Source organism: Candidatus Symbiopectobacterium sp. NZEC151 (genome assembly GCF_025962655.1).
GTDB lineage: Bacteria > Pseudomonadota > Gammaproteobacteria > Enterobacterales > Enterobacteriaceae > Symbiopectobacterium.
The window spans coordinates 266,013-289,543 of the sequence record NZ_JAGFPE010000001.1 but is presented as its reverse complement, the minus strand read 5'-3'; the positions used below and the strand labels follow the sequence as shown (position 1 = coordinate 289,543).

The 23,531-nt window shown below is 56.2% G+C and carries 19 protein-coding genes; 3 read left to right on the top strand and 16 right to left on the bottom strand.

All coding sequences use genetic code 11. From position 1 onward, the window contains the following. Positions 1–83: 83 nt before the first annotated feature. Complete coding sequence (locus J5067_RS01260; RefSeq protein ID WP_264628158.1) at positions 84–827, top strand: SDR family oxidoreductase; 744 nt, start codon at positions 84–86, stop codon at positions 825–827. 181 nt (positions 828–1,008) lie between these two features. On the opposite strand, the gene J5067_RS01255 is transcribed toward J5067_RS01260, so the two are convergent. Together J5067_RS01255 and J5067_RS01250 are read right to left on the bottom strand one after the other, a co-directional pair. Further along, positions 1,009–1,092, bottom strand: a complete 84-nt coding sequence (locus J5067_RS01255; RefSeq protein ID WP_264628160.1) for an Rpn family recombination-promoting nuclease/putative transposase — start codon at positions 1,090–1,092, stop codon at positions 1,009–1,011. Positions 1,093–1,122: 30 nt separating this feature from the next. Next, positions 1,123–1,542: a helix-turn-helix domain-containing protein gene (locus tag J5067_RS01250; RefSeq protein ID WP_264642063.1), complete on the bottom strand. Its 420-nt coding sequence runs from the start codon at positions 1,540–1,542 to the stop codon at positions 1,123–1,125. A 230-nt stretch (positions 1,543–1,772) separates the two neighbouring features. Here J5067_RS01250 and J5067_RS01245 point away from each other — a divergent pair, with 230 nt between their 5' ends. Then, positions 1,773–2,516, top strand: a complete 744-nt coding sequence (locus J5067_RS01245) for an SDR family oxidoreductase (protein ID WP_264650244.1) — start codon at positions 1,773–1,775, stop codon at positions 2,514–2,516. Positions 2,517–2,691: 175 nt separating this feature from the next. Here the strand turns inward: J5067_RS01245 and J5067_RS01240 are convergent, their stop codons facing one another. Continuing rightward, positions 2,692–3,687: a S9 family peptidase gene (locus J5067_RS01240; RefSeq protein ID WP_264628089.1), complete on the bottom strand. Its 996-nt coding sequence runs from the start codon at positions 3,685–3,687 to the stop codon at positions 2,692–2,694. Between the two features lie 142 nt (positions 3,688–3,829). Here J5067_RS01240 and J5067_RS01235 point away from each other — a divergent pair, with 142 nt between their 5' ends. After that, the gene (locus tag J5067_RS01235; RefSeq protein ID WP_264650243.1) at positions 3,830–4,174 is read left to right on the top strand and encodes a hypothetical protein; all 345 of its coding nucleotides are present in this window, start codon (positions 3,830–3,832) and stop codon (positions 4,172–4,174) included. Between the two features lie 155 nt (positions 4,175–4,329). Here the strand turns inward: J5067_RS01235 and J5067_RS01230 are convergent, their stop codons facing one another. From J5067_RS01230 to tssF, 13 genes are read right to left on the bottom strand one after another with little or no spacing between them, the layout of a single operon-like run. Next, on the bottom strand, positions 4,330–5,688 hold the full coding sequence (locus J5067_RS01230) for a tetratricopeptide repeat protein (protein ID WP_264627764.1): 1,359 nt from the start codon (positions 5,686–5,688) through the stop codon (positions 4,330–4,332). A 26-nt stretch (positions 5,689–5,714) separates the two neighbouring features. Continuing rightward, a complete protein-coding gene (locus tag J5067_RS01225) occupies positions 5,715–7,151 on the bottom strand; it encodes a VasL domain-containing protein (RefSeq protein WP_264627763.1) in 1,437 nt (478 codons plus the stop codon). Positions 7,152–7,200: 49 nt separating this feature from the next. Then, entirely contained in the window at positions 7,201–10,698 is a 3,498-nt protein-coding gene (gene tssM / locus J5067_RS01220; RefSeq protein ID WP_264650242.1) for a type VI secretion system membrane subunit TssM, read from the bottom strand. A 25-nt stretch (positions 10,699–10,723) separates the two neighbouring features. Next, positions 10,724–12,136, bottom strand: coding sequence for a type VI secretion system protein TssA (gene tssA, locus J5067_RS01215; RefSeq protein WP_264650821.1), 1,413 nt, complete (start codon positions 12,134–12,136; stop codon positions 10,724–10,726). Continuing rightward, a complete protein-coding gene (gene vasI, locus J5067_RS01210) occupies positions 12,136–12,708 on the bottom strand; it encodes a type VI secretion system-associated protein VasI (protein ID WP_264650241.1) in 573 nt (190 codons plus the stop codon). The genes tssA and vasI overlap by 1 nt, the downstream gene beginning before the upstream one ends. Next, positions 12,684–14,222, bottom strand: coding sequence for a sigma-54-dependent Fis family transcriptional regulator (locus J5067_RS01205; protein WP_264650240.1), 1,539 nt, complete (start codon positions 14,220–14,222; stop codon positions 12,684–12,686). The genes vasI and J5067_RS01205 overlap by 25 nt, the downstream gene beginning before the upstream one ends. 2 nt (positions 14,223–14,224) lie before the next feature. Continuing rightward, positions 14,225–16,867 (bottom strand): type VI secretion system ATPase TssH, encoded by a 2,643-nt coding sequence (gene tssH / locus J5067_RS01200; RefSeq protein WP_264650239.1) that lies wholly within the window; start codon positions 16,865–16,867, stop codon positions 14,225–14,227. A gap of 13 nt (positions 16,868–16,880) precedes the next feature. Further along, positions 16,881–17,657 carry a type IVB secretion system protein IcmH/DotU gene (gene icmH, locus J5067_RS01195; protein ID WP_319801668.1) on the bottom strand — a complete coding sequence of 259 codons (777 nt, stop codon included), beginning with the start codon at positions 17,655–17,657 and terminating at the stop codon, positions 16,881–16,883. Between the two features lie 13 nt (positions 17,658–17,670). Continuing rightward, positions 17,671–19,011 (bottom strand): type VI secretion system baseplate subunit TssK, encoded by a 1,341-nt coding sequence (gene tssK / locus J5067_RS01190; protein ID WP_264642049.1) that lies wholly within the window; start codon positions 19,009–19,011, stop codon positions 17,671–17,673. A 2-nt stretch (positions 19,012–19,013) separates the two neighbouring features. Beyond that, a complete protein-coding gene (tssJ, locus tag J5067_RS01185) occupies positions 19,014–19,535 on the bottom strand; it encodes a type VI secretion system lipoprotein TssJ (protein WP_264628183.1) in 522 nt (173 codons plus the stop codon). Then, the gene (gene tagH, locus J5067_RS01180; RefSeq protein ID WP_264650238.1) at positions 19,535–20,755 is read right to left on the bottom strand and encodes a type VI secretion system-associated FHA domain protein TagH; all 1,221 of its coding nucleotides are present in this window, start codon (positions 20,753–20,755) and stop codon (positions 19,535–19,537) included. Before tagH ends, tssJ begins: the two co-directional genes overlap by 1 nt. Before the next feature lie 38 nt (positions 20,756–20,793). Next, a complete protein-coding gene (tssG, locus tag J5067_RS01175; RefSeq protein ID WP_264628229.1) occupies positions 20,794–21,792 on the bottom strand; it encodes a type VI secretion system baseplate subunit TssG in 999 nt (332 codons plus the stop codon). Then, on the bottom strand, positions 21,756–23,522 hold the full coding sequence (gene tssF / locus J5067_RS01170) for a type VI secretion system baseplate subunit TssF (RefSeq protein ID WP_264642046.1): 1,767 nt from the start codon (positions 23,520–23,522) through the stop codon (positions 21,756–21,758). The genes tssG and tssF overlap by 37 nt, the downstream gene beginning before the upstream one ends. Positions 23,523–23,531: the final 9 nt, after the last annotated feature.

The following is a 23,531-nucleotide window of genomic DNA, read 5'->3' as shown; positions in this document are numbered from 1 at the left end:
CTTTAGTATCCAAATGGTGCCTACTTCCCAAAGGATACTAAAGGATAAATAATTACGCCACGAATAAAACATGAGGTGAAACGATGGGCAGACTTGATGGTAAATATGCACTGATTACGGGTGGCAACAGCGGTATTGGTTTAGAAACTGCGCGCCAGTTTCTGGCAGAGGGAGCAAAGGTAGCAATCACAGGTCGTAGCGAACAAAAACTTTTGGAGATAAAAAAAGAGTACGGAGACATCACCACTTTTCTAAGCGATGCCGGAGATATCGCCCAACAAATCAGCCTGGCCGCAGCGTTACAGGAACAATGGCCGAGACTTGATATTTTGTATATAAATGCAGGCGATGTAACGCACAAACCGCTGGAGAACTGGGATGAGCAAGCATACGATCGTTTGATGAATACGAATCTTAAAGGCCCCTTTTTCCTCATTAGGGCGCTGCTTCCAATGCTTGCTAATCCCTCTTCCGTCATTGTTTGTGGCTCAGTGAGCGCGCGGATTGGTCTTCCACAAAGTAGTGCTTACGCTGCAAGTAAAGCCGCTCTTCTTTCTCTGGCTCGAACACTTTCTGCGGAGCTTCACCCCCGTGGAATTCGGGTAAATGGCTTAAGTCCGGGGCCTACTGAAACACCAGCATTGAACAAACTGAGTGGCGGAGCAAATGAAGATAAGCTTCGAGAAGAGATTCGAGCTCTGGTACCTATCGGTCGTTTAGGAACGCCGTATGAATTAGCTAAAGCGGCAGTTTTTCTTGCTTCTGATGAATCTTCATTCGTCGTTGGCACAGAACTGCTGGTTGATGGCGGGGTTGGTAATCTTTAGCTGAGTAACATGCCCGTAGGACTATGTGTCATTTATTAAATATAAAGGACGCACAGTCCTCTTCTGGCACGAAGGTGCCTGCCTGGAAGTTAAGTGGGGCAGCGATATGCGAGGAGCAGAAGTAAAATTTGACTGTTAGTTAGCACTGCGACTCCGAGATGCCTGTTAAACCAGTGGCAATTCACATCAATAGAAATGCCATGTTCGTGTCTACTGAGCTTTGTTGCCCAATCAATACATGAATGTACCCGTCTCCCACCCGCATTTTTACGCTGGATCGCCGGAGCAGTGCGTTTTATTCGCCATTTTTTCGCTGATCAAAGGTGGCGCGAGCACGCTTGATCGTTGCAAGGTTTTCTTCAGCCCACATCCACACGCCACAAAATGCAGCCCCCAGACTGAGACCCAGATCCGTCAACTGGTACTCCACTTTGGGCGGCACGACAGGATAAACCGTACGAATAACCAACCCTTCCCGTTCCATATCCCGCAGCGTCTGCGTGAGCATTTTCTGACTGATCCCAGCCACGTGTTTCGCCAGTTGTGTAAAGCGCAGTTTGCCCTGTTCAGCCAGTACCTCGAGGATCAGCATGGTCCACTTGTCTGCAACCCTGGCGATGACGTCATTAACCAGCGCTTCAACCTGAGGGTCCAGTTTATCGGCCTGCGAGAGCTTTTTCTGCACGTCTTCATGACCGAGTGTGTTGTCGCTCATACCTTTACTCTCTTTTCGAGGGTTATCGCCCTTTTGGGCTGTTTGTTTCAGAAAGTATGCGGCAAATCGAATTTTCTTACCAGAATGAAACGGCTCGCCGCTGAGGTGTGCCCAAATCTAACCGAAAGGTAAGTAGGGTACTTTTCGGTGCCTACTTCCTAAAAAAAGTAAATACACTTACTGTCTGAAGCGTACCCATTCTTACGCCAACTCAGAAGGCAGACTTCAGCATGAAAACAACAGATAACACCATACTCATCACCGGGGGTGGTTCGGGCATTGGCCGGGAACTTGCCCTGCGTTTCCACGAACTAGGCAATACCGTCATTGTCAGCGGCAGGCGCTTGCAGTCCCTCAGAGAAACGATCGCAGGAAGAGCAAATATATATGCGATTGAGCTTGATATCGATGACCCCGAGTCCATTAACGCGTTTGCACAGCGGGTGGTGGACGAGCATCCGGCTCTTAATGTGCTGATCAACAATGCAGGCATTATGCGTTACGACGATCTCGGTACAACCGGCGATTTGTTTGATGCTGAGGCCCATATCACTACCAATTTACTCGGACCCGTTCGTCTCACTAATGCCCTGCTTGACCATCTACGGAAGCAACAGGCCCCTGTCATTGTCAATGTCTCATCCGGTCTGGCATTTGTGCCGCGCACTGACGCGGCAATCTATAGCGCAACCAAGGCCGCTATCCATTCCCTGACCCAGTCTTTACGCCATCGTCTTACCGGGCAGATAGAAGTCATCGAACTGATTCCACCCGCTGTTCAGACCGAACTTACGCCCGGTCAGGCCGACCGGGAAGGGTATCTGCCGCTCACGCCGTTTATCGATGAGGTAATGGCACTCTTTTGCGAAAAGCCAACGCCAGAAGAAATCGTTGTCGAACGCGCCCGGTTGCAGCGCCTGGCTGAACGGGAAGGACGCTTTGACCAGGTATTTGAACGGATCAACGGGCATTGAGGACGAGAGCAAGCCTGCGAGTCAGAGTAAGCAGCGCCCCATGATGCCCGACGTAAATGCTGAGCGTGGTCGCCAAGACACGCACAGCATGTTTACTTGAATGCGGTTCTGCACTCCTTGCCGTTCTCCGTCAGACCAGCAAAAAAAGTGTAGTGCTAGCCCGCGTAGCCCCCAATCAACGCGAAATCTCACGTTTTATTCGGTTAATATCATCAGCACTGAATGAAATATTTACCTTTTCACCCGTATCTTTCACTATTTTCTGTGCAATCATTTCTGTCACAGGGCTAATTATATTGAAATGGTCAGCCCCCTCAATCTCATAGACATGAAAAGGAATGTTATTATCTTTTGCCTGATTTTTTAAACGATTAAATTCCGGCCAGTAACTTTCTTCACCCTCAAAGTAAAACGTTGGCGATGTTATTGATGTCACGAACATACCGGGTGAACGGAGGCGGAACTCTTCAGGATTTTTCTGGTTAAATGGCACAGCGACCATCATGCGGCCGCCTTCAATACGCGCTTTCAGATCGGGGATTCCTCCTAAAGAAAACGCGGCTCTAAAACCACTCAGCGCTTCGCTCGCCAGCAAAACACGGGTGCCGCCTGTACTGTGCCCGGCCAAATAAATTCTGTTTGGATCGACATACGGCAATGAGGCTAAATACGTTCTGGCAGACGCTATATCATCAATTTCGCCATAAAACATCTCATAGCGACCTGGGTTATTATTTTCTCCACGAAAGCTTGGTACCATCATAACCAAGCCAGCATGTCTGAATGCGCTTCCGCTCTGATCATTATCTTTGGGATGCTCTGCCCAGAAAAAATCATCATCACCGATACCACCATACCCGCCCACCAACCAAATTACAGCCGGATGTTTTTTTCCATCATTAGGATTGGGCGTAAGAAAAGCAGCCATGGGGCCATCTTTGGCGGGATAATGAACCAGCGAAAAAATATCAGCAGGTGGCGTTTGTGGTTCACCATCTCCCTGGAAACTGGTATCAATAATTTCGGTCTTGAATTTTGCCCGCGCACTACTCAAACTGTCGATACTTGTTGCATTTTTTTGACTGTTTTGTGCGAGGGTTGTGGCTGGCAGACAGAGAGAAAGCGCGGCGAGCAAAAGCACACCGCCGGTGAAACGGGTATAACATCTCATTACGAAATCCTTATCGTTTGAATCGGCACTGAATAATATCCATCATTCCCAAAAATGACAGAGAACGCAGCAAATACCACTACATTCAATTAGATAGAATAATGTATACTTGTTTGATAGTCAAAAAATTGAAGGATCAAACATGAGCAACGATGACATGGAAGAAAAACTGCTGGGCAAGGGGTTCACGCCCAAAGACATTGCGCACATGAAAAAGATCATCAGTCGTGATGTAAAAAAAGATGATACCGAAGAAACATTACTTTCCTTAGTGCATACCTTAAAAAATCGCTTTTATAATCTATTTTCGATAGTTTTGCTGATAATCGCAGTGTTTATTTTAAACATTTATTTTAAATATCCAATCAGTACGCCATCGTTTATAAGCAATTTTATCGTGACGCTCTTTGGCCTGTTTTGTACATCTCATATTGGCGCTTTACCCCTGAGTTATAAATCTTACCGCTATTGTAAGAAAAACAAATAACAGGGCTCTTCATTATATCTCTTAGACATAATCCGTATCTTATTTCCTGTACCTGCCCTTTTTAGCGTGAGTAAAAGATTGAAAGCGGCACGTTGACCCAGTGCATCATAGTACTGGGTACTAGCCGCCTTTTGACTCAGATAAACATCCACCGTCTACTCGTCCATTTTCCCTGACGACCAGTGCATCGCCAGCCGCTGCCCGGCTTTGATTTCATCGGGCTGCATCACTGCTTCCAGATCGTTGCGCGCATAAATGGCATCGTTCATTCCCTCCGTCGCCGCCATGGCGTACCAGGCATAAGCATGAATGCGGTTACGCGAAACCCCCATCCCATCCTGGCGCATCATGCCCATCCGGTATTGCGCCATGCGGCTCCCGGTTTGCGCCGCCAGTCCGTACTGTTTTGCCGCCGCCACATAATCAGTTTTACCACCCTGCCCAAGCCGCAGCATATCGGCATAGGCCACGCGTGCAGCAGTATCACCGCTCGCCGCAGCCTTTGCATACTCTTCGCGCGCGCGTTCCAGCGCGTTGCGTTTGAAAAACACGTCACCCAATTCACGCTGCGCCCGCACAAACCCCGCCGCAGAGGATTGCTGCAACAGTTGCTCACGCCCTTCGTGTCGAGTTTGCTGCTGGCTGAGTAAATAGCTGGCTTCGCCCGATCCACCAGCTGCCGCGCGCGTCAGCCAGTCGTGGGATTTTTGTCCATCCATCGGTAGCAATGTGCCTTCCCGATACGCTTTACCCAGCCACAGCTGAGCGCTCGGATCGCCGTTAGATGCCGCCCGTTGATACCAGGCCAACGCGTTCTGCCCGCTTTCATGTTGCGCCATCCACAGCTGTGCTTGCGGCTGACCGAGCGTTGCCGCACGGAAATACCAGCGCTCCGCCACATCGCGCCGAACTGCCACGCCGCTGCCCTGCTCATAGCGTTTTGCCAGTTGATATTGCGCATCCCGGTTATCGCGCTCAGCGGCCTTCTGCAACCAATTGGCGGCATCAGCCTCACCGCCTGTTCGGCTGGCATGCCACTGCGCCACCCTCAACTGTGATGGTGCGTAACCATTGGCCGCAGAGGTTTCAAAATCATCCAGACAGGCGGCAACCAGCTTGCCCTGATGCTGCGCCTGACAATCCGTTCCCAGACGATACCCCGCTTCACCATTGCCAAGGCGTGAGGCCCTGTTCCACCAGTGCCGTGCGGCAAGCGCATTCTTCGGTTCCCCCAGTCCAGCCTGATACCAGTCACCGACTTGCAGAGCCGCCGCGCCACGCATTTCAGGCGTCGCCGCACGTTGCGTCTCTCCGACCGTTTGCTGCATCCATTTCATCGCTTCGGGATACTTTCTCTGCCCCGCCAACTGTTTCGCCAACTGATACTGCGCCTCACCGTTGCCCCGTTGCGCCGATGCAGTGAGTTCTGCCTCTGACAACGTGGTCACCGGAGCCTGGCACGCCACCAAACAGCAAGCCGCGAACGCCAGTGCGAGTCGTTTATCTTTGAACATGCAATTTAGACCGTTTGGTTTCATCATTAACGCGCCACATCGCCTTGTTGCAGGCGATACAGCCTGATGGAGAAAGCGCGCAGCTCATCCTCAATCCCGCGCAGTTCAGCCGGAGACAGCGATTGATGCTTGGCATTGCGCGCTTCAAGCTCACGCAGGCGCAGGGTAAAGGGCACGTCTGCGGCCAAATCCTTTTGCAGATCGTACAGTTTGGATTTGAGGAACGAGAGGGTCACCGTACGCCGCTGCCGTTCCAGTTCAAGCAAGTGTTGCAGGGTATCGTCAACGTTGGCACGCGCCTGCTCGTAGCCGGTAATACGCGGTTGCTCTCCCTGGAGCTGGTCAAGCGAGCGTTGCCACTGGCGCTCCATCTCCTTCACCGCCAGTGAATCGGGATAGAGTTGATGCATGACGTTTTTCAGCCCATCGCCGTACTGATAGAGGTAGAGCGGCGAGGTATTTTTCACCTGCTCCAGTTGCGTCTGATAATGACCGATCAGTGTCCCTTCCATGCTTTGCAATTTTTGTTCTCCCAGCGCAATGCGTACGCTGCGAATCGCGTTGTAATCGGGGGCACTCGGCAGCGCAGAAGCCGACTGCTGCACTAATGCCAGCGCCTGCGCCTTTTGCTCCTGCACGTATTGCCAGACGCTGAATGCCGCCACGGGAAGCGCACAGCTCAACACACCAGCGGCGAACCACAACCAGGCCGGTGTGGGTTTCTTGTGTGTCTCAATTTTCAGCACCGTCGGTTTCATCTGCCCTTTCTCCCGTCCGATAAGTATGCTGCCCGTTGGTAACGGCGCCTTTCCGTCGCGCGTGACAACGCCGCTCGGGTCCGCCGTCACGGCCTCCATCTCGGAGTGAAAAAACACCATCGGCGGGACCTGCATGTCATGCTTGTTCAATGCCGGATCGTCCGACACGATGACGATTTCCGATTCATCAAACAGGTGGGTATAACCTTCGATAAAATGCAGCAAATTCTCCACGCGCGGAATACGGCTCAGTCCAACGTTATGCAGCTTCTCGCTCATCAGTTGCAGCGCGCGTTCACAGCGATACACCAGCCGTTTATCTTCGTGACTGATGTCGTACTGGCGAATCACTTCACTGATGCGGGCAATAAACCAATCCAACATCTCCACGCGTGCCCGTTCCTGATGCACCGGCGGCCAGAAGTTGTCCCACTGGGTGACGATAAGATTGGCGAGAAACTCGCAGCTTTCGGTAAAACCGCTCAGCCCCGCCAACCGTGAACGTGCCAGCGCGAAGTAAAGGGCGGTTTGCAAGTCCACTCCCTGTTTTTCAAACAGGGTGGTCGCCATATCATGCACCCGCATCCAGTCAACATCAGGACGCGAGGCGTGACTCAGTTTGTTGATCTCTGCCCGCAACGCGTCAAACTCAGGCAACATCCGTGGATCGCGGCCCACATTCAGGGCCTGTTGTGCATCTTGCATATCACTTCATCTCGCAGGCAGGCACCACACGGGATGCCCGTCCGGTTAGTTAGTAGAGAGACTCTGGCAGCGTAAACTGGCTGAACAGACCGCCTGCAAACGGGTTGTGGCTGGCATCGGTGTAGACGCGATAGGTCATCGCCCCCTGTTCCAGCCCGAAGCGCACGTCAAAGGTATTGTCGTTGACTTGAGTAAGCTGGGCGCTGTCGAGCAGGCGATACATCGCCCAGGGTCCGCTAAAACTCACACTGCGCGGCGAACGCTCGCGATCGTCCGGTACCAGCGTCAGCTTGCTTTCCGCGCCATCGCGCATGCTGTTCGGCCATACCAGCGGCGTTTTCAAACGGCGACCGTGGGTGTATTCCAACAACTGGCCGTCAAGGTTCAATACGCTGCGACGCTTGTTCGCGGTCAGCTCCAGCGGCTCCAGCACAAAATGCACTTCCAGACTGCCTTGCGCATTAAACAGCGTCTGTCGAATGCGGTTGGCGCGCTCCAGCTGCTTCATCAGCTCGGTTTGGCCCGGCGTTGACATGCCCTCCTCCAGCATCCCGCTCTCCAGCATGGCTTTGAGGTTGGTCTGGTAAAAGCTGTCCAGCATGCCACCCGCCATAAAGAACTGTTCTATTTCTGACAGTGGTACATCCTTGTTAGAGGTGGGATCGAACGGGTAGCGATTCGCCAGTTTCTCGTTAAACGGCGTCACCACCTTATTCAGCCACTCATCATTGAGGGACGACATCGCCAGCCCCGTAACCAGGCTGGTGCTCTCCGCGGCCAGCCTTCCCACCCAGCGATCGAGCGGCGCCGGCAAGCCGCGCGCATATTGCTGCAAAGCAAACAGCGGATCGGAAAATTTGTTGCCCTGACGCGCCTGTAGGGCTTTAAGTGCGGCCTGCCCGGGATCGGTGGCATTCACTATCTGATCCAGATAGTGGTACAGATCGGTCAGTTTCTGGTTCACTTCCTGCACCAGCGGGCCTTGTTCTCCCCGGCCGCTCAATGCCGCATTAATAGCCATGAAGGGGCGACCAGCGCGGGTATTGATGTTTTGCGCCGTGTCGTTGTCATCATCAGCCAGCTTACGGATACGGGTATTGTCGTTCACCGTGGTCAGCACACGCTGGAAGGGTTGATCGTTACCGGTGATATCCGTCAGGATATCCAGCGCCTGTTCCGGGGTTGCCAACGTCTGCACATCGATGTTAGCCAGTACCTTTTGCCACTGGTTGATGTAATCGGTGATATAGCGATCGTTCACCTGGCGCAGAATCTCACGCCGGTCTGCGTCGCTAAACTGGGCGCGTTCACGCTGTCCCAGTACCCAGGCATCCAGCGCCGTCAATTCCAGCAACGCCTTATCCTGCTTGAGGTAGTAGTCGCTAAACCCCGGATAGGTAAGCAAGCGCGGCACGCTGCCTGCGCTTTCATTGCGCAGGGTAAATACCGATTCAAACGTCGGCCCCACTTCGTCACGAATCGCCAGATCCGGTGGCAACACCTCCATTGCTCTCATCACCAGACTCTGATACACCCGCTGGTACATCGGGAGTTTGCCCAACTCCCGCTGTGCCGCGCTAATCGGCGCATTGAACGGTTCAAAGCTGCTTATCGCCACGGCGTCTTTCTGCTCGCGGTCACGGTGCCAGTCGGTATGTAGCAACGCGTAATCCAGATGCTGCATCAGTTGTTCCTGCACTGGGCCTTGTCCCGGGAACGCGCGCTGCCAACGTTGGGCCATAAACTGTTCCACCAGCGCATTGTTACGCCCGGAGGCATCATCCAGCATGCGCATCACGCGCAGAATGGTCAGCTTCTGTTCACTGTTGGCCGGTGCCTGCATCAGATCTTCCAGCAACCCCTGCATCACCGCAGGCAGAAAGCGCTGATTAAGCATTTGCAGGTAGGTTCCTTCAACAAACGGACCGATCTTCCCCCCCTGATACAGGCCGAGATCCGCCAGCATCGGCGTGCGCTCATGGTAATTACCGAACGACAAGGTGGCGTCGCGGATCAGATTAAGACGCGGTAGCTGCTGGAAACCGTAGCCCGGCTGGCCTTCCAGTTCATTGGTACCGATAAACGCTTGCGCTTTGGTCAGCACGTTGCGCCCGGCTTCTTCGTTGACACGATAAAAATGGTGCCAGCCGCCCATCAAGGCAATGCCAGCCACTACCATAGCGCTGATGCCGATGCTCAAACGGCGACGGCGATAGAGATGATGCAGGCGACTTTCCCCCGCCAGGCTCGCTTCAGAAAAGATCACCTCAGGGAAAAGGCGCTGTACAAAAAAGGTGGTCGACTCCCCGCGCATCGCGCTGTTCACCGGCTCCGGTAACTGATAGCGTCGCGAAGCGGACTGGGCAAACGCATCAAACGGTACGCCCTGTTGGTACACGGAGCAGGCATACAGGCCACGCACCATGAAAGCGCGCTCATCGCCCGCCGTCAGGGTTTCCGTCAGCACCTCAAGCACATACGCTTTCAAGCCGGCCAACTGACGCACAAAGGCAAACAGGTTATTGCGCACGCCGCGATCGGTCTGATTAAGCAACATATCCGGCAAGTTACTGTTGAGGTGTTCCGTCCAGGAATCCCAAAAGCCAGCCAAATCATCCAGCCACGCGTTGCCCTGACTCGATTCGAGGGTAAACGTCACACCGAGCACCGCCTGACGCGCCTCACGGTTAAGTTGACGATACACTTTGTCAAAACCGCTCAACATATCCAGCCGGGTCAAGGCGATGTAGACCGGCAACCGGGTATTGATGTTAACCGCGATATCCTGTAACCGCGCCCGCATCACCTGCGCATAGGCTTTACGTTCCGCCACGCTGGCCTGAGCCAGCCAGGCGATATCCAGCGTGAACACCAAGCCGTTGAGTGGCTGACGTCGACGGTTTTCGCACAGCCATTGCAGTAAATGCTGCCACAGGCGCGCATGGCGCTGCCCGTCCATATCGCCATCCAGCGCTGGCTGAGCTAACAAGTGACCGCTAGGGTCCCAAATCACCGCCGACTCTCCAACCCAACAGCTGACCTGCTGGCCGGAAGCGATATCCCGCAGTTCCGCATCCAGCTTGGGATTGAGCTTATTGGCCGGGTTGGCGCGGTGCACCAGGCTGCTTTTACCGCTGCCTGACAGCCCAATCATCAGATACCACGGCATGGTGTACAACGCCCGCGCACCGAGTTGGTTCTGGAACGCCGCCAGCCAGCGATCGAGGAAGGTTTGCTGATGGTCAACATCGCGTTGCAGCGGATCCAGCTCGATGACCTGCTGTTCACGCCGCTCGGCACGCAGTTGTCGAACGCGTCGCCAAACGCACCAGGCGCTGTAGGCAAATCCCAGCCATAACCAGATAACGCTGAACACCACCCGTTCCCATATCCCTTGCAGCGGACGCCGTTCCCCCACCTGCAACAGTGGGCCGAACCACCAGGCCGCGATCAGCACAATGCTCCACAGCAGCACACCCAGCAACAGCCAGGAGGGTTTCAATTTTGGCAATTGCTTGCGCAAAAACGTTAAAATCGTTTTGAACATAGGTAACCACTCACTCCTGAATCTCTTATCGTTGACGGATCGCAGCCAATTGCTCCACACGGCCCACCATTTCTGGCTCCCACTGCATCAGCGCTAAACGCTGACAGGTCTGCCACAGATGCTGATAGTGCTGTGCGGCCAGCGCTTTCATGCCCTCTTCCATCAGTAAATCCGCCAGCACCAGCTCGGCATAAAAGCGATCGCGCGGCGCTTTCAGGCGATGCATCCGTTCATCCATCAGCGCCAGCGCCGCATTGATGCCCTTTTCGACGCGACAGTTGGCGACTTCCGTTGCCAACCCCTCCTGACGCCTGCCGCCACCGTGTGCTGGCTGGCTGGATTGCAGCCATTGGTGACACTTCCTGGTTAAAAAGGGCGAACCGTCACTAAACGCCAAATCGCTAAGTTCGGGCACCCGTTGGAGAAATACGGATAGCTCATCCGCGATAGCGTGGGCGACCGCAGCGTGCCCGAGGTGTGTCGCAACCGTAGCCGAGAGCATATGACCGTCAAACCAGTAGGGTGCCAGCACCAGACTCTGTTCAATGCGCTGCCACAGGCTTTGATCGGCCTGCGCCAGCGCGCCCTGGTATTCATCCACGCGGTCCGGCGATACCGGTGCCAATGGGGTTTTATTGCCCAGGGTACTCATCGGCGGCGTGGTAATGCCGGACCACAGGGCATTGCGCCGCAGTCGGTAACCCACCGGCGCATCCGGTTGACGTTCAACCAACAGCGCCGCCACATTGAGTTGTGTCTGACGCCAGCCGCGCTCATCGGAAGCATTGATCTCTACGGCACTGGCCGGTGCTGGTGCAGTGACGTGCAAAGATGCCGCATCATGGCTCGGCGCTGCGGCAGGCGTTGACTCACGATCGGCCTGAGCCTGCTGGCGTTGCCGCACACGACTGATGCTGCTGACCAGTTCATCCATCAGTGCCGTTTTGTCGTTTGCAAGCTGACACCAACGTTCTGATAGCGCCAGCGCCTGGCGCTCCAGCTGTTCCAATTCGCTGGCAGACGCGTTTTCCACGGCGCGCGGTAGCACGCTCTCAAAACGGCGCAAGATAGAGATCATCACTTTCTGTTTCTGCACCGGGCTGGCTGGCCAGGCGACTTGCCAGTAGTGCGCCAGCCAGGCATCCAACAGCGTTAACGCGGTGGTGAACGGCGTCGCTCTGGCGGGATGCTGTAAACAGCGCAACAGTTGCGCCAGCACCCGCATATCTTTGGTGCGCGTCTCCAGCAGCGTCAGGCATTGACCCGCCACCGCATTGAGATCCACCTGGCTGTGCGCCAGCGATCCCAGCTTGACCAGCTCGTTTTCCACCTGTTCCCACAAGGGATCGTCCGCCGCCACGGCAGCGCGCAACAGGTCGTCCGGCAATGGAGTCAACAAGCGCCCGGCCCAGGGATGGGTATGCCTCAACACCGCCATCACCAGTGACACTGCTGACGCAACGGCGTCAGCGCCTCAGTAAGACCGGTAAGGTCGATGCGGAGCGGTTTGCCGCTGGCATCGCTTAACACTAATTGCTGATGTCCCATCCAGCGTTTAAGTGCATCGATCGCCGGCAAGCCACGCCCATACTCCAGCAGTTGACCGTGGTTGCGCACAAACCAGCTGTCTGCGCTGCGGATACCGTCCAACTGCACGTTAACCGCCTCTCCCACCCAGGGCGTCACCAGCGTCAGCCGCAGGTGCGTGATGTTGCTGGTACAGCTCACTACCAGTTGATTGCCGTCAGCCAGCGAGCGCGTTAAGGTCATGTCGCCACCGTTTGCCTCACGCTGTAAGTGGAAGCCATCGTTTTTCTCCGCAGACGACATTGCTCCCGCACGCCCCCCTTCACGACTGAGTGCGTCATAGCAGGCCAGCCGTACCTCAGAGGTGGTTTCACTGCGGCACTGTTCCCACAATGTCAGCCAAGCCGAATCCGGAGCGCCCGTCGTCGCTAACAGCAGCGGTAATGCAGTCAGCAGCATCAGTTCACCTCCAGCTTCTGGCATTTGTGATCGAGTGTACGTTTGGGAATATTGAGACTCTCCGCCACCAGCAGACGGTTACCATGGAACTGGCTCATGCGTGCTTTGATCACCGCGGCCTCATATTGCTGCGTGGCGACGCGCAGATCGTGGATCTCCTGAAAATGCGCTTTGGTTTCCTCCGCGCTTCCCGCCATGCGTTCGCGTATTTCTTGTGGCAAGGCAGCTAACGTCACCGTTTCCCCCTCCGGCGTATGCGCGCAGGCAATCTCCAGCAGGTTTCTCAGTTCACGCACGTTGCCGGGGAAGTCATATCCCACCAGTTGGCGCAACAGAGCGCGGTGCAACGGCCCGACGCGTTTCTGCTGCTGTCGGCTAATCTGTACGATAAAGTGTTCGCTCAGCAGGCTGATATCATCCGGGCGTTCGCGCAGCGGCGCGATCTGCATCAGGCATTGGCATAGGCGGTGGTAGAGATCCTGACGGAAGGTGCCTTCTGCCACGCGCTGCTCCAGCGGTTGGTGCGTGGCAGCAATCAGGCGGAAATCGGAATGGCTCTCCTTGCCCGCGCCGAGCGGGCGGAAACGGTGTGTTTCCAGCACGCGCAGCAGCTTGGCCTGCATCAACGGTGGCATATCGCCGACTTCATCGAGAAACAGCGTGCCACCGTTAGCCTGTGCCACCAGTCCAACCTTGTTGCTCTGCGCGCCAGAAAACGCGCCTTTTTCGTAGCCAAACAGCTCACTTTCCACCAAATTCTCCGGAATAGCCGCACAGTTGATCGCGACGTATGGCTTATCCGCACGGTCCGAGCACTGGTGTAACAAGCGTGCCACCACGTCCTTGCCGACACCGGTTTCGCCCAGTATCAACACCGCGAGACGATGATGCGCCGCCTGATAGATCTGGGTATGCAGTGCCTTGGTGGCGGAAGACTGGCCGATCAGCGTCGCTTCAACCTGTTTCTCCCGATCGCGGCGATGCACATCTTGATCTTTGATTTGGCGCAGCGAATCACGCAGCGCCGTCTGTTCACGCTGGGTAATGGCTAACTGACGCAGCAACATCAACTGGCGGCAGAATACTTGCCCAAGGCGCACTCCCTCGCCGCTGTGATGCAGTGCAAACAGGCGGTCAGACGAATCCAGCAGCGCCAACACCGCCAGCGGTTTGCCATTTTCTGCCAACAGCGGTAACGCATGCAGCCCGCAGGCCGTGCCAACACGGCACAACATCTGACGAAAATCGTGATGCTCGATGCGTGCGCCGCCGTACAAAGAATCCCAGGTGCGCACCTGATTTTTGTGCAATACGTAGGCCAGTGGGTGGCTAAAATCATCCACCGCCAGTTGCAACGATACTGGCGCATCATGAACGTGCCCGTGGCACGTCAGTTGACGGCCGCTGACATCCACCATGCCCAGCAGCACCCCCTGCGGTTGCCAGACGCGCTGAATGGTCTCCAGCAGCCAGTCGCACAACGCCGCTTCGTCGCGGGGTTGCGTGAGTCCCAGCGCCAGATCGAGGGCTCGTTGCATATTCAGCCCTCCACCTCAGACTGGAACTGGCCCTCTTTCACCTGGAAATGCACCCGACGAACCGGCTCGCCAGCGGAAAGGCGTTGCAGCAGTTGCAATGAAACCGGTGGCAACAGCGCGCCATCGATCACCGATTCCAGCATTCGTGCACCGTTTTCGCTGCGGTTTGCCAGACGCAGAATCTCTTCCGGCACCGCCTCGTCGATCACGGTTTCGGCACCAAAACGCTGTTGCAGCAGTGCCACCAGGCGCGCCAGCTTGCCGTGGACGATGGCGACCATCGTGGCGTGATCCAACGGCAGGTAGGGAATGACTTCCATGCGCGCCAACAGCGCCGGCTTGAAGAATGCCGCCAGCTCGGGATAGAGCGCATCCAGCAGATCATTCGAGCGTTCCGTCTGCACATCCTGTGACGCATGGGCGGCATAGTTAACAATGGTTTGAAAACCGAGGTTAGAGGTGAGGAAGAACACCACGTTGCGGCAATCGATGACCCGCCCTTCACCATCGGCCAATTCACCTTTATCGAACGCCTGATAAAACAGGTTAAGCACGTCAGGATGGGCCTTTTCCACTTCGTCCAGCAGCACGACTGAATAGGGTTTCTGACGGATGGCTTCGGTCAACACACCGCCTTCACCAAACCCTACGTATCCGGGCGGGGAACCGATCAGGCGCGATACCGTGTGTTTCTCCTGATATTCCGACATGTTGATGGTGGTCAGGTAATTACGCCCGCCGAACAGCAGATCGGCAATCTGCAACACCGTTTCCGTTTTCCCCACGCCGCTCGGCCCGACCAGCAGGAAAGCGCCCAACGGACGACCGGGACGACGCAGATCCGCTCGCGCCGTCAACAGATGTTTGTGCAGGTGTGCGATAGCCAACGTTTGGCCTTTGATGGTTTCACCCAGGAACTCAGGCAGGCGAGTCACCACCTCTATTTCTCCTTGCGAAATGCGGTTGAGCGGCACGCCGGTCCACTCGGCGATCACGGCGGCAATCTGGGTTTTGTCCACGTGTGGGGATACCAATACAGACGCCTGCTGGAGCGCCTCCAATTCACGCTCGCACGCCGTCAGTTCATCAGCCATCGCTTCGATATCATCGGGTAGTTGATCATCATCAGGTCGTTCATCGGCCAGCAGAGCGCTGCGCAAGGCGATAATGCGCTGCACATGCAGCTTCTGCTGTTGCCAATCGGCTTCCTGCTGCGCCAGCTCTGCGACACAGGTTTCACACTCGGTACGCAATGTCGCCAGTCGTTCAGCGGTATCACCCAGCCCAATGCGACGTTGGCGCTCCAGTTGTGCGATTTCCATCTCCTGCTGATGCAGGCGCGTTTGCAACTGGCTGACAGCACGAGGCGGCGTGGTGAGGTTGATGGCAACCCGCGCGCTGGCAGTGTCCAGCACATCAATCGCTTTATCCGGCAGTTGGCGACCAGAGATATAGCGCGCGGAGAGGTGTGCCGCCGCATGCAGCGCGTCCTCATCAATCAGTACGCCGTGCGCTTTCTCATAAATGGCGCGCAGCCCACGCAAAATAACGGCGCTTTCGTTCGCACTCGGCTCTCCCACGTTGACCCGTTGGAAACGGCGTGACAGTGCAGCATCTTTCTCAACGTATTTCTTGTATTCGCTCCAGGTGGTCGCGGCAATGGTGCGCAACTCCCCCCGAGCCAGCGCGGGTTTCAGCAGGTTGGAGACATCCAGTCCGCCAGCCTGATTACCCGCACCAATCAGAGTGTGTGCCTCATCAATAAACAGAATGATAGGCCGGGGCGAGTCTTTGACCTCCTGCATCACACCTTTGAAGCGCTTCTCAAATTCCCCCTTCACCGAAGCACCGGCCTGCATCGCACCCAGATCCAGCGTCAGCAGTTCCACCTCGCGCAACCGTTCCGGCACCTGTCCGGCAACGATGCGTAGGGCCAATCCCTCAATCAGTGCACTTTTACCCACCCCGGCTTCCCCAACCACCATCGGGTTGTTTTTACGGCGACGTGAAAGGATATCGATCATTACATCGATTTCGCGATCGCGGCACAGCACCGGATCGAGCTGTCCTTGCCGTGCAGCCTCAGTCACATTCTGGGTATAGCGGCCCAGCTGAGCGCTCACCGCTGCCGCTTGCTCCGTTGCAGCCATCGCGTTCACAGCAACCGGAGTTTCCGATGACTCTTTCACCCACTCATCAAACTGCTGGCGCAGCAGTTCACGGTTGATGTGTGCCAGTGGGCGCGATGCGACTGCCGACAGATACCGGTTTGGCATCATCAGCAATACCAATAACAACACGCCGCTGCGCAGGTGACTGTGCTGGAACTCAGCCGATGCCAGCAACCAGCTGTCTTGCAGCCACTCCACCAGCAGCGGTGAGAAAGAGGGATAGCCTGCCGCCACGAAATCGCTGTCTGCGACGGTTGGTTCGAGCAGAGCCCCGAGGGCCTGCACATCCACGTCGGCGCGCGTGCAGATCTGGCGTACGTCGCACAGCGGCGTATCCAGCATGTTCATCAACAGGTGCTCAATGCGGATTTCCGCGCCCTGATGCTGTATGCAGAGCGCCGCCGCTTGTTCCAGCATATGGCGACACACAGGGTTGAGACGTTCAACCAGCGTAGGCAGTTCGATTCGAATCACGGTGCAGCTCCTGTTACTGTAATAATTCGCCCAGTTGGCGTAGCACATCCTGGGTTTGGTGAATCAACTGGTAGTGGTAAGCCCCGAACGCCGCAGCCAGCACGACACACAGGCCGAGAAACAGGACGCTGAGCGACACCTGTTTGCGCAGACGATAGCGCGATGCCTGCTGCCCGAGATGTTGGTGAAACACCGTAGGGATCGCAGCAGGTTCCGGATGCAACGTGTCGTGCAGTTTGCGCACCACACGGTCCAGCTCCTCACGTCCTTGCACCATTACCCGGTAGCGCCCTTCAAACCCCAGACACAGGCACAGATAGATAAACTCGAGGATGTCGCGGTAGCGAGCCGGGTCTTCCTGAAGGCGATCCAGCAGCACAAACACTTTTTCACCGCCCCAGGTTTCATTGTGAAAACGCGTCAGCAGCGAATGTGCGGACCAGATACTCTGCGCCCCCCATTCCCGCGCCATCACCGCCTCATCGATAACGGTGCACAGAATGTAACGAAACGACAGGATCACGCCGTTTTCGTAGCCATGCGCCTGCAACTCCTGCTCAATGGCCTGAATCTCGGACACCACCCGTTGGTAGAGATCGGCCACGCCCTCGTAAGCCGAGAGCTGACGCACCCGCTCTACCATCCCCAACAGCGGCGTCACCGCATCGATCATCGGGTTGATACTTTGTCCGCGCAGGCTGAACCAGTAATCGGAGTCGCTATCCAGTTGCCGGGCATGGTCATACAGCAGGTCGCCCAGTTGATCGTTTTTAATCACGTCGATGCTCATCATTTCCCCTCAGTTAACCCTGACCGCGGATGGCCCACAGCTGCATATCCAGCTCCGGGAATTCGCCCGCGATGTGGAACGCCAGGGTGTTGCCGGACACCAGCACCTGCCAGGAAGGGCTTTGTCTGTCCAATTGGAAATAGCTGTAACCGGCGTGATACGGCAGTTGGCGTGGTGCAACCGGCAGCGGCAGCAGCGGCACGCCCGGCAGTTGCAGACTGATCAGTTCGCGGATCTTCTCGCTGGAGGCAATCTTGGTCTGTTGCAACAGTTGCTTGCGCAGGTGCTCCTGCGGCATCCGAGCTTTCACCGCCAGCACAAACTCGGCGCTGGACAACAGCTCGGCGTCGCCCACCATCGCCACCATAATCCCATAGGGTTGCTTAATGAGCTGGACCGAGACGGCTCGCGGCGACAGCACGGTGCTCAGCGCCTGACGCAGCGCCAGCATTATCGGCTCGAAGCTGCTCTGCGGGTGTTCGTGGCGATAGGCAGGAAACTCTGGCGGCAGTCGGGATTCATCGGTAAAGGTCATCAGCTCGCCACACAGTGCGACCAGCGCTTCATGCAACCTTTCGGGGTGCAACGTGCCCAGGCGCGCCAGGTGGGACAAGCGGGGCTGCGCGCGGTTAAGCAGTTGCAGCATCATAAATTCCGCCACATCGGCGACGCCTTGTTGTCCTGGCGCGGCGATGCGCTGTGCCAGACTGCGCGCACGCTCGGCGACCAGCCCGGCAGATTCCCCCAAAAAACGCTTCAGGGCAGGAATGGCCGTGATGCTCACACTGCACGGCATAAAGTTCGGATCGAGCACCAACCCGCCATCGGGGCGTTTATCGAGAATAGTGGCAATAGCCAATGAGGCGTAGGCGCTGCGATCGTCGCGCTCCAGCATCAGACGCAGGCTGACCTTGCCCACCTCGAGCGACACCACATCGCCGCCCTCGCTGTGCAGATCGCGCACATCGTGGCGTTGCGCCTGCAAGCGGCTGGCAACCCCCTGCCCCGGTTGCCCGACTTCGCTGACACCGCTTACCGCCAGCGGCAAGGCGAGATAAACTTTTTGATTCGCCAGCGCCACATCAGTGATTTCCAGCGGCGGTGGCAGCACATCGTCACCGGGAATGTTGAACACGGTGCCATCCGGCATCACGCCGCTGGCGTTGACCAGCGCGATACGGCCAAAGTTGAGGTACTCTTCGTTAATAGCCAGCGTTTGCAGGCCATAAAAATAGTCGCTGAGCGCGCTAAGACGCGCGTGCAGGGTGTAGTCGGTATGCCGTTGCTGCTGTTGAAAATGCTGAGGTTTGATGAACAGCCCTTCCCGCCAAATAATGCGATTTCGACTCGACATGGTTATTCTTCTTCCTGGTCTTTTTTGATGTCGACTTCATCCCGGCGCAGGTGCACCAGAACCTGATAACTGCGCCCGGTGTTTTTCAGTTTGATCACCTTGCGCCATTCCGCACTCTCTGGATCGGCATAGCGCGCGATAACGCCGATGTAATGCACCTTGGCATCCAACGCTTCGGGCGGCAGGTACTTAAACTGCCCCGGCAGCAGGGTATAGTCCTGATGACTGACATAGTTCTTGGTCAGCGCTTTTTCGATATCCTCGGTGATCTGGTCGTAGTCGGCGGCCAGCAGGCGTGAATCCTCAGCCAGTAACACCAGTTCGAATTCGATGGGCGCGGCATCACCGCTCTCGTTAGGGTTTACGTCCGGCTCTGCCAGCAGGCTAAACCCCACCGTGGAGGGTTGATGATCGTTGCTGCCCACCTGAATATCGGGATTGGCGGCGACTTTCGCCATCTTGCCAAGGGTGGTGCAGCCTGGCAGCAAAGCCAACAGGCTGACAAAACAGAGCAGACGCCACATCATTGTTGTACCTGCTGCTGGCGCACCGCGTGGTCATACGCCTGGGCGTACACCTGCTGAAACAGCTTCTGGAAACCTTGCTGACGAACAGAGGTCAGTTCACGGTAGTAGTGCTGGTACATTTCCCAAGCCCAACCGTCATCCACCACATCTTGCTCGCCGCTGCGGCGATAGTGGGCAAAACGGTCGAGCAAGGCCGCTGGAGAGAACGCTTGCAGGATGGTTTCCAGCGCAACGGTAATGGCCTGCTGGTTTGCCGCCTGGTGCACCCGGACGTTATTCAGCACTTCAGCGACTGCTGCTGGCGCAGAAAGGTGTACCGGACTTTTCCCATCGGCAAACAGCAATGGCAGGGTGTCGGCATAGTCCAGGCCCAGACGCAGCGGGTTATCTTCAATCGGGCGCAGATGGGTATCCGCCAATGCACCTTGCCCGCGCTGCAAGACCAACAGCCCTTCCACCATGGCACGCAGGCTTTTTCCCATCTCTTCCAGCATCTCTCGCTGTTGCCTGGCATCCTCCACTGTCAACGTCTGTCCCAACCCGCGCATCAACGGTGCCAACAGGTGGCTATCCAGTGAACCCGCGGCATCCTGCGTCGCAAGGGGATTATTGATGTCGGGTAATTCCACAAATTTCTGGTCCATGGTGTCCTCAGCAGCTGAAAAAGTGGTAATCGCAGTCGGTAACGCCGCCTGCGCATCGTCACCGTGGGCACTCAGCAGGCTCTGGCGCCGTTCTTGCTGCAATGCCCACAGCGGATCGTTAGTGACGTCATCGCGCGGGGCGTCCGTCTGTGTCTGACGTTTGGTCGCATCCCCGAGCCAGCCATCGAGCCCACGCGCGGTGCCCTGCCCCAGCAGTTGGTCAATACTTTTTTCCTGCATCAGGTCGCTCAGATAGACACCGAGACGAAATGGGCCAATAACCAACTCATCGCCGTGTGACAACAGCACTTTACGCCCGCGGCCGATCGGCGACAGCGAGCCATTGATAAAAGACTGTCCGCTCAGATCGCACAAACTGAAATGGCCGTCGCTCATCTCGATGCGGGCATGCTCCGGCAGCACGGCACCCAGCCTGTCGCGCAGTTGCCAATGGTCCTTTCCTGACGCCCCCAGCGTGCCTCCATTGTGGTCAAACTGGTGCTGCACCTGAGAATTGATATCCAGCTGTTCGCTGTTGAGAACAACCAGAGTGAGTGGATGACTAACGGTCACATTGACTCCTGAACGCAATGTATACGTGAAGACACGATTTACTCTTGAACACAGATGGTTACGTAAGGCTCCGTCGGAGGCTGCCCAAGGAAGCTGCTCCAACCCAAAATGCCGCTCTGCTCACTGCCCAACCTCAACCCTTTGGCTTCACCCTCGGCAAAGCCAAGGCGTAAATCCCAGGCCAACTGATCGCGCAGGATAAAAGAGACAAAACGCACCAGCGGCTGGAAGTGCTCGCCGTTGGGCAAGAAGCTAAGGAATCGGCTAAAGCTCAGGCTGCCAATCTTCAACAGGAACTTGCCCGCGCAGTCATTGACGCTGTCACCAATGACAAAATCACCGCCCAGCGCGATATTGGCCTTGCCCAGCCGGTTCTGCTGACTGTCGTGGATAGCCACCCGCCGTTTTTGCCAGGCCAGCACCTCGACGTCCTCCAGATCAAAACAGTGGCTCACCAGCCCCGCCACCACTTCCGGTGAGCGACTGGGACTGGCGAGTACTCCGGCATAAGAGAGCATCTTGGCGCGGTTGACCGGCAAGCTGTCGCGCACTGCATCGTTCCCCAGCCCAACCAGCGCAAACATCAGCCGTGAGAAGCCATCTTCGCCATCGTTCTGAAAACGCACGTGATAGCGGTATTTACGCCAGGCACGGTGCAGCAGCGTGAGCAAGCGGTGATGAAAGAAATCGAGGAACAGCCCCAGTTTCTGTTCACCCTGCGCGTACTCCCAGGCGAGATCGTCCAGGTAGTAGCCTGGCAGTGGCGACTGACTGCCATGCAGGCCCAGAAACGCCACCTCGAGCGCCTGACGTCCGTTCCCATCGCGCTCCACCTGTACGATATCGCCGGGATGAAAGCCGATAGACGCGGTGGAACGAAAACGCAATCGCTCTTGTTCCGGGCGGAAATCCAATGCCCGTTCCAGATCCACCCCTTCCAATTGGTTAAGCAGTTCCACCAACTGGTAAAAATTAAAGCGCGATGCGTCCTGATAGAACGTCACATCATCGAGTGCTGACCTATCTGCACCGGCCATCGGTAGCGCTCCTTGTTATCGAGATTGACCACCTCCAGCAGGTGGAAGGCGTTAACGCTGGCGTACAGTGAGAAAAAGTGCGCCAGCACGGTACTGAACAGATACAGCTCACCTTCGTTACCAAAGGCCGATTGCCGCACCGACAGTACCGATTTCAGACCACGCACCGGCATCCCCTGCACCAACCGGTCAATCGGTGTGGTTTCGATGGTTTCTATCCCAGCCAATCGCTTGCGCGATGCCTGTTCTGCCTGCTTATCGTGTAGCGCAGGAAAATCGTAGGTGCGCAGAATCTGCACCAGCGCATCACGGCGCAACAGCGACACATAGTTGAGTGACAGATTAGAGATCAGCGTCCAGTGCAGGCTGCCGTCCATCGCCGGACGCAGCGGCCGGGTAGGTCGCATCAGGTTGCGAAAGGTGGCAAAGGTGGGCGATGTGCCGGTAGGCACACAGATGCTGCCCACTGGCAGTTGCGCGGCGCGAGCGCGGTTAGTGCAGGTCAATGTGACCGAGACCGATTCATCAAGATTGATCGCTTCACGTTCATCCCCGCGCACAAATGACAGCAGGTGCTCGAACCCATTGCCCTCTACCGCCTCTTTCACCCGAATACGGTAGTAGAGCGCCAGCCGCCCTTTGGCACGTTCGATTTGATGCTGGAAACTTTCAAAGGGTTGGTAGATTCGTGGCACGCCGCGCGAGCGCCCGGCTCGACCTTCCACCCACCCTTCCACGTTATCCACCGAGAAAATTTCGAAGCTGTCAGCATGGCGGAAACTGGCTTTGAGCGGATACTCCGTCTGACGGCCGCTTAGGTTGATAGGCTCGCTGTCATGCTGAAACAGGTTAATGGCGGGCACACAGTTGAGCAGAAACGCGTCCGATCGGATCTTCAGTTCGGCTGGCAATGGACGATCGAAGCAGAAATGCAGTTGGAACGAGGTAAGCGTCAGCGGCAAATCGGGCCAATGGGCGCCGGACAGTTCAAAAAACTGGAAGCTTTCTGGAAAGCAGAAATACTCCTGCAAAATGCGATAACCGGAGTAGACATTACCGGGGTACGGCAGCAGCGCGTCTTCGCGCTCAAAGCCGACCATCTTCAGCGCGCTCGCCTCCTGGCGAAAACGCTGTCCTGCTACCTCCAGCTCAATGTGCGACAGTTGACTGGCAAGCCAGAAATAGAGCTCAGAGGCGGTATAGGTATCGCCGCCGAGGTAAAAGCGCAGCTTGTCCAATTGCAACTGTTGCAGCGACTGCGGGCCATGCAGCGCGATATCAACGGTGATGGTGGAGAGATCGTTGCCGCTTTGTACATTGATGTGGCGAATGTCCGCCGGGTAAATCCACGCGTCATGACAGGTTCGAAAATGGCACACCACGTCGTCCATCGGCAAGCTATCCAGCTCACACCCTCCGGCCACGAAAGCAGGTTGTGCCAGCGCCCCAGGCAGCACCGAAAACTGCATGATGGTCATGCTCGGCACCGGGCGCAGATAGTTCGGCCACAGCATGCCCAGCAAACCGTGAGTCAGTTCGGGAAACTCATCCTCCAGCTTGGCGCGCAGGCTTCCGGTCAGAAAGGCAAACCCTTCGAGCAACCGCTCGACATCCGGGTCCGTAGTCTGCTCGGACAAAAAGCGCGTAAGCTCAGGATGGGCCTTGGCGAATTCACGCCCTTGCAAGCGCAAGAAGGTCAACTCATCCCTGAAAAACTGTTCCAATGACATAACGCCTCA

Bases quoted from the DNA above. Each gene is read 5' to 3' on its own strand.
- J5067_RS01225 (WP_264627763.1), bottom strand. From the start codon at position 7,151: ATGCAAGATGCACAACAGGCCCTGAATGTGGGCCGCGATCCACGGATG.
- J5067_RS01230 (WP_264627764.1), bottom strand. From the start codon at position 5,688: ATGTTCAAAGATAAACGACTCGCACTGGCGTTCGCGGCTTGCTGTTTG.
- tssA (WP_264650821.1), bottom strand. From the start codon at position 12,136: ATGGCGGTGTTGAGGCATACCCATCCCTGGGCCGGGCGCTTGTTGACT.
- J5067_RS01255 (WP_264628160.1), bottom strand. From the start codon at position 1,092: ATGCGGGTGGGAGACGGGTACATTCATGTATTGATTGGGCAACAAAGC.
- tssG (WP_264628229.1), bottom strand. From the start codon at position 21,792: ATGGCCGGTGCAGATAGGTCAGCACTCGATGATGTGACGTTCTATCAG.
- J5067_RS01245 (WP_264650244.1), top strand. From the start codon at position 1,773: ATGAAAACAACAGATAACACCATACTCATCACCGGGGGTGGTTCGGGC.
- tssF (WP_264642046.1), bottom strand. From the start codon at position 23,522: ATGTCATTGGAACAGTTTTTCAGGGATGAGTTGACCTTCTTGCGCTTG.
- J5067_RS01235 (WP_264650243.1), top strand. From the start codon at position 3,830: ATGAGCAACGATGACATGGAAGAAAAACTGCTGGGCAAGGGGTTCACG.
- J5067_RS01260 (WP_264628158.1), top strand. From the start codon at position 84: ATGGGCAGACTTGATGGTAAATATGCACTGATTACGGGTGGCAACAGC.
- tssM (WP_264650242.1), bottom strand. From the start codon at position 10,698: ATGTTCAAAACGATTTTAACGTTTTTGCGCAAGCAATTGCCAAAATTG.
- tssK (WP_264642049.1), bottom strand. From the start codon at position 19,011: ATGTCGAGTCGAAATCGCATTATTTGGCGGGAAGGGCTGTTCATCAAA.
- J5067_RS01250 (WP_264642063.1), bottom strand. From the start codon at position 1,542: ATGAGCGACAACACACTCGGTCATGAAGACGTGCAGAAAAAGCTCTCG.
- J5067_RS01205 (WP_264650240.1), bottom strand. From the start codon at position 14,222: ATGCAACGAGCCCTCGATCTGGCGCTGGGACTCACGCAACCCCGCGAC.
- vasI (WP_264650241.1), bottom strand. From the start codon at position 12,708: ATGCCAGAAGCTGGAGGTGAACTGATGCTGCTGACTGCATTACCGCTG.
- icmH (WP_319801668.1), bottom strand. From the start codon at position 17,657: ATGAGCATCGACGTGATTAAAAACGATCAACTGGGCGACCTGCTGTAT.
- J5067_RS01240 (WP_264628089.1), bottom strand. From the start codon at position 3,687: ATGAGATGTTATACCCGTTTCACCGGCGGTGTGCTTTTGCTCGCCGCG.
- tssJ (WP_264628183.1), bottom strand. From the start codon at position 19,535: ATGTGGCGTCTGCTCTGTTTTGTCAGCCTGTTGGCTTTGCTGCCAGGC.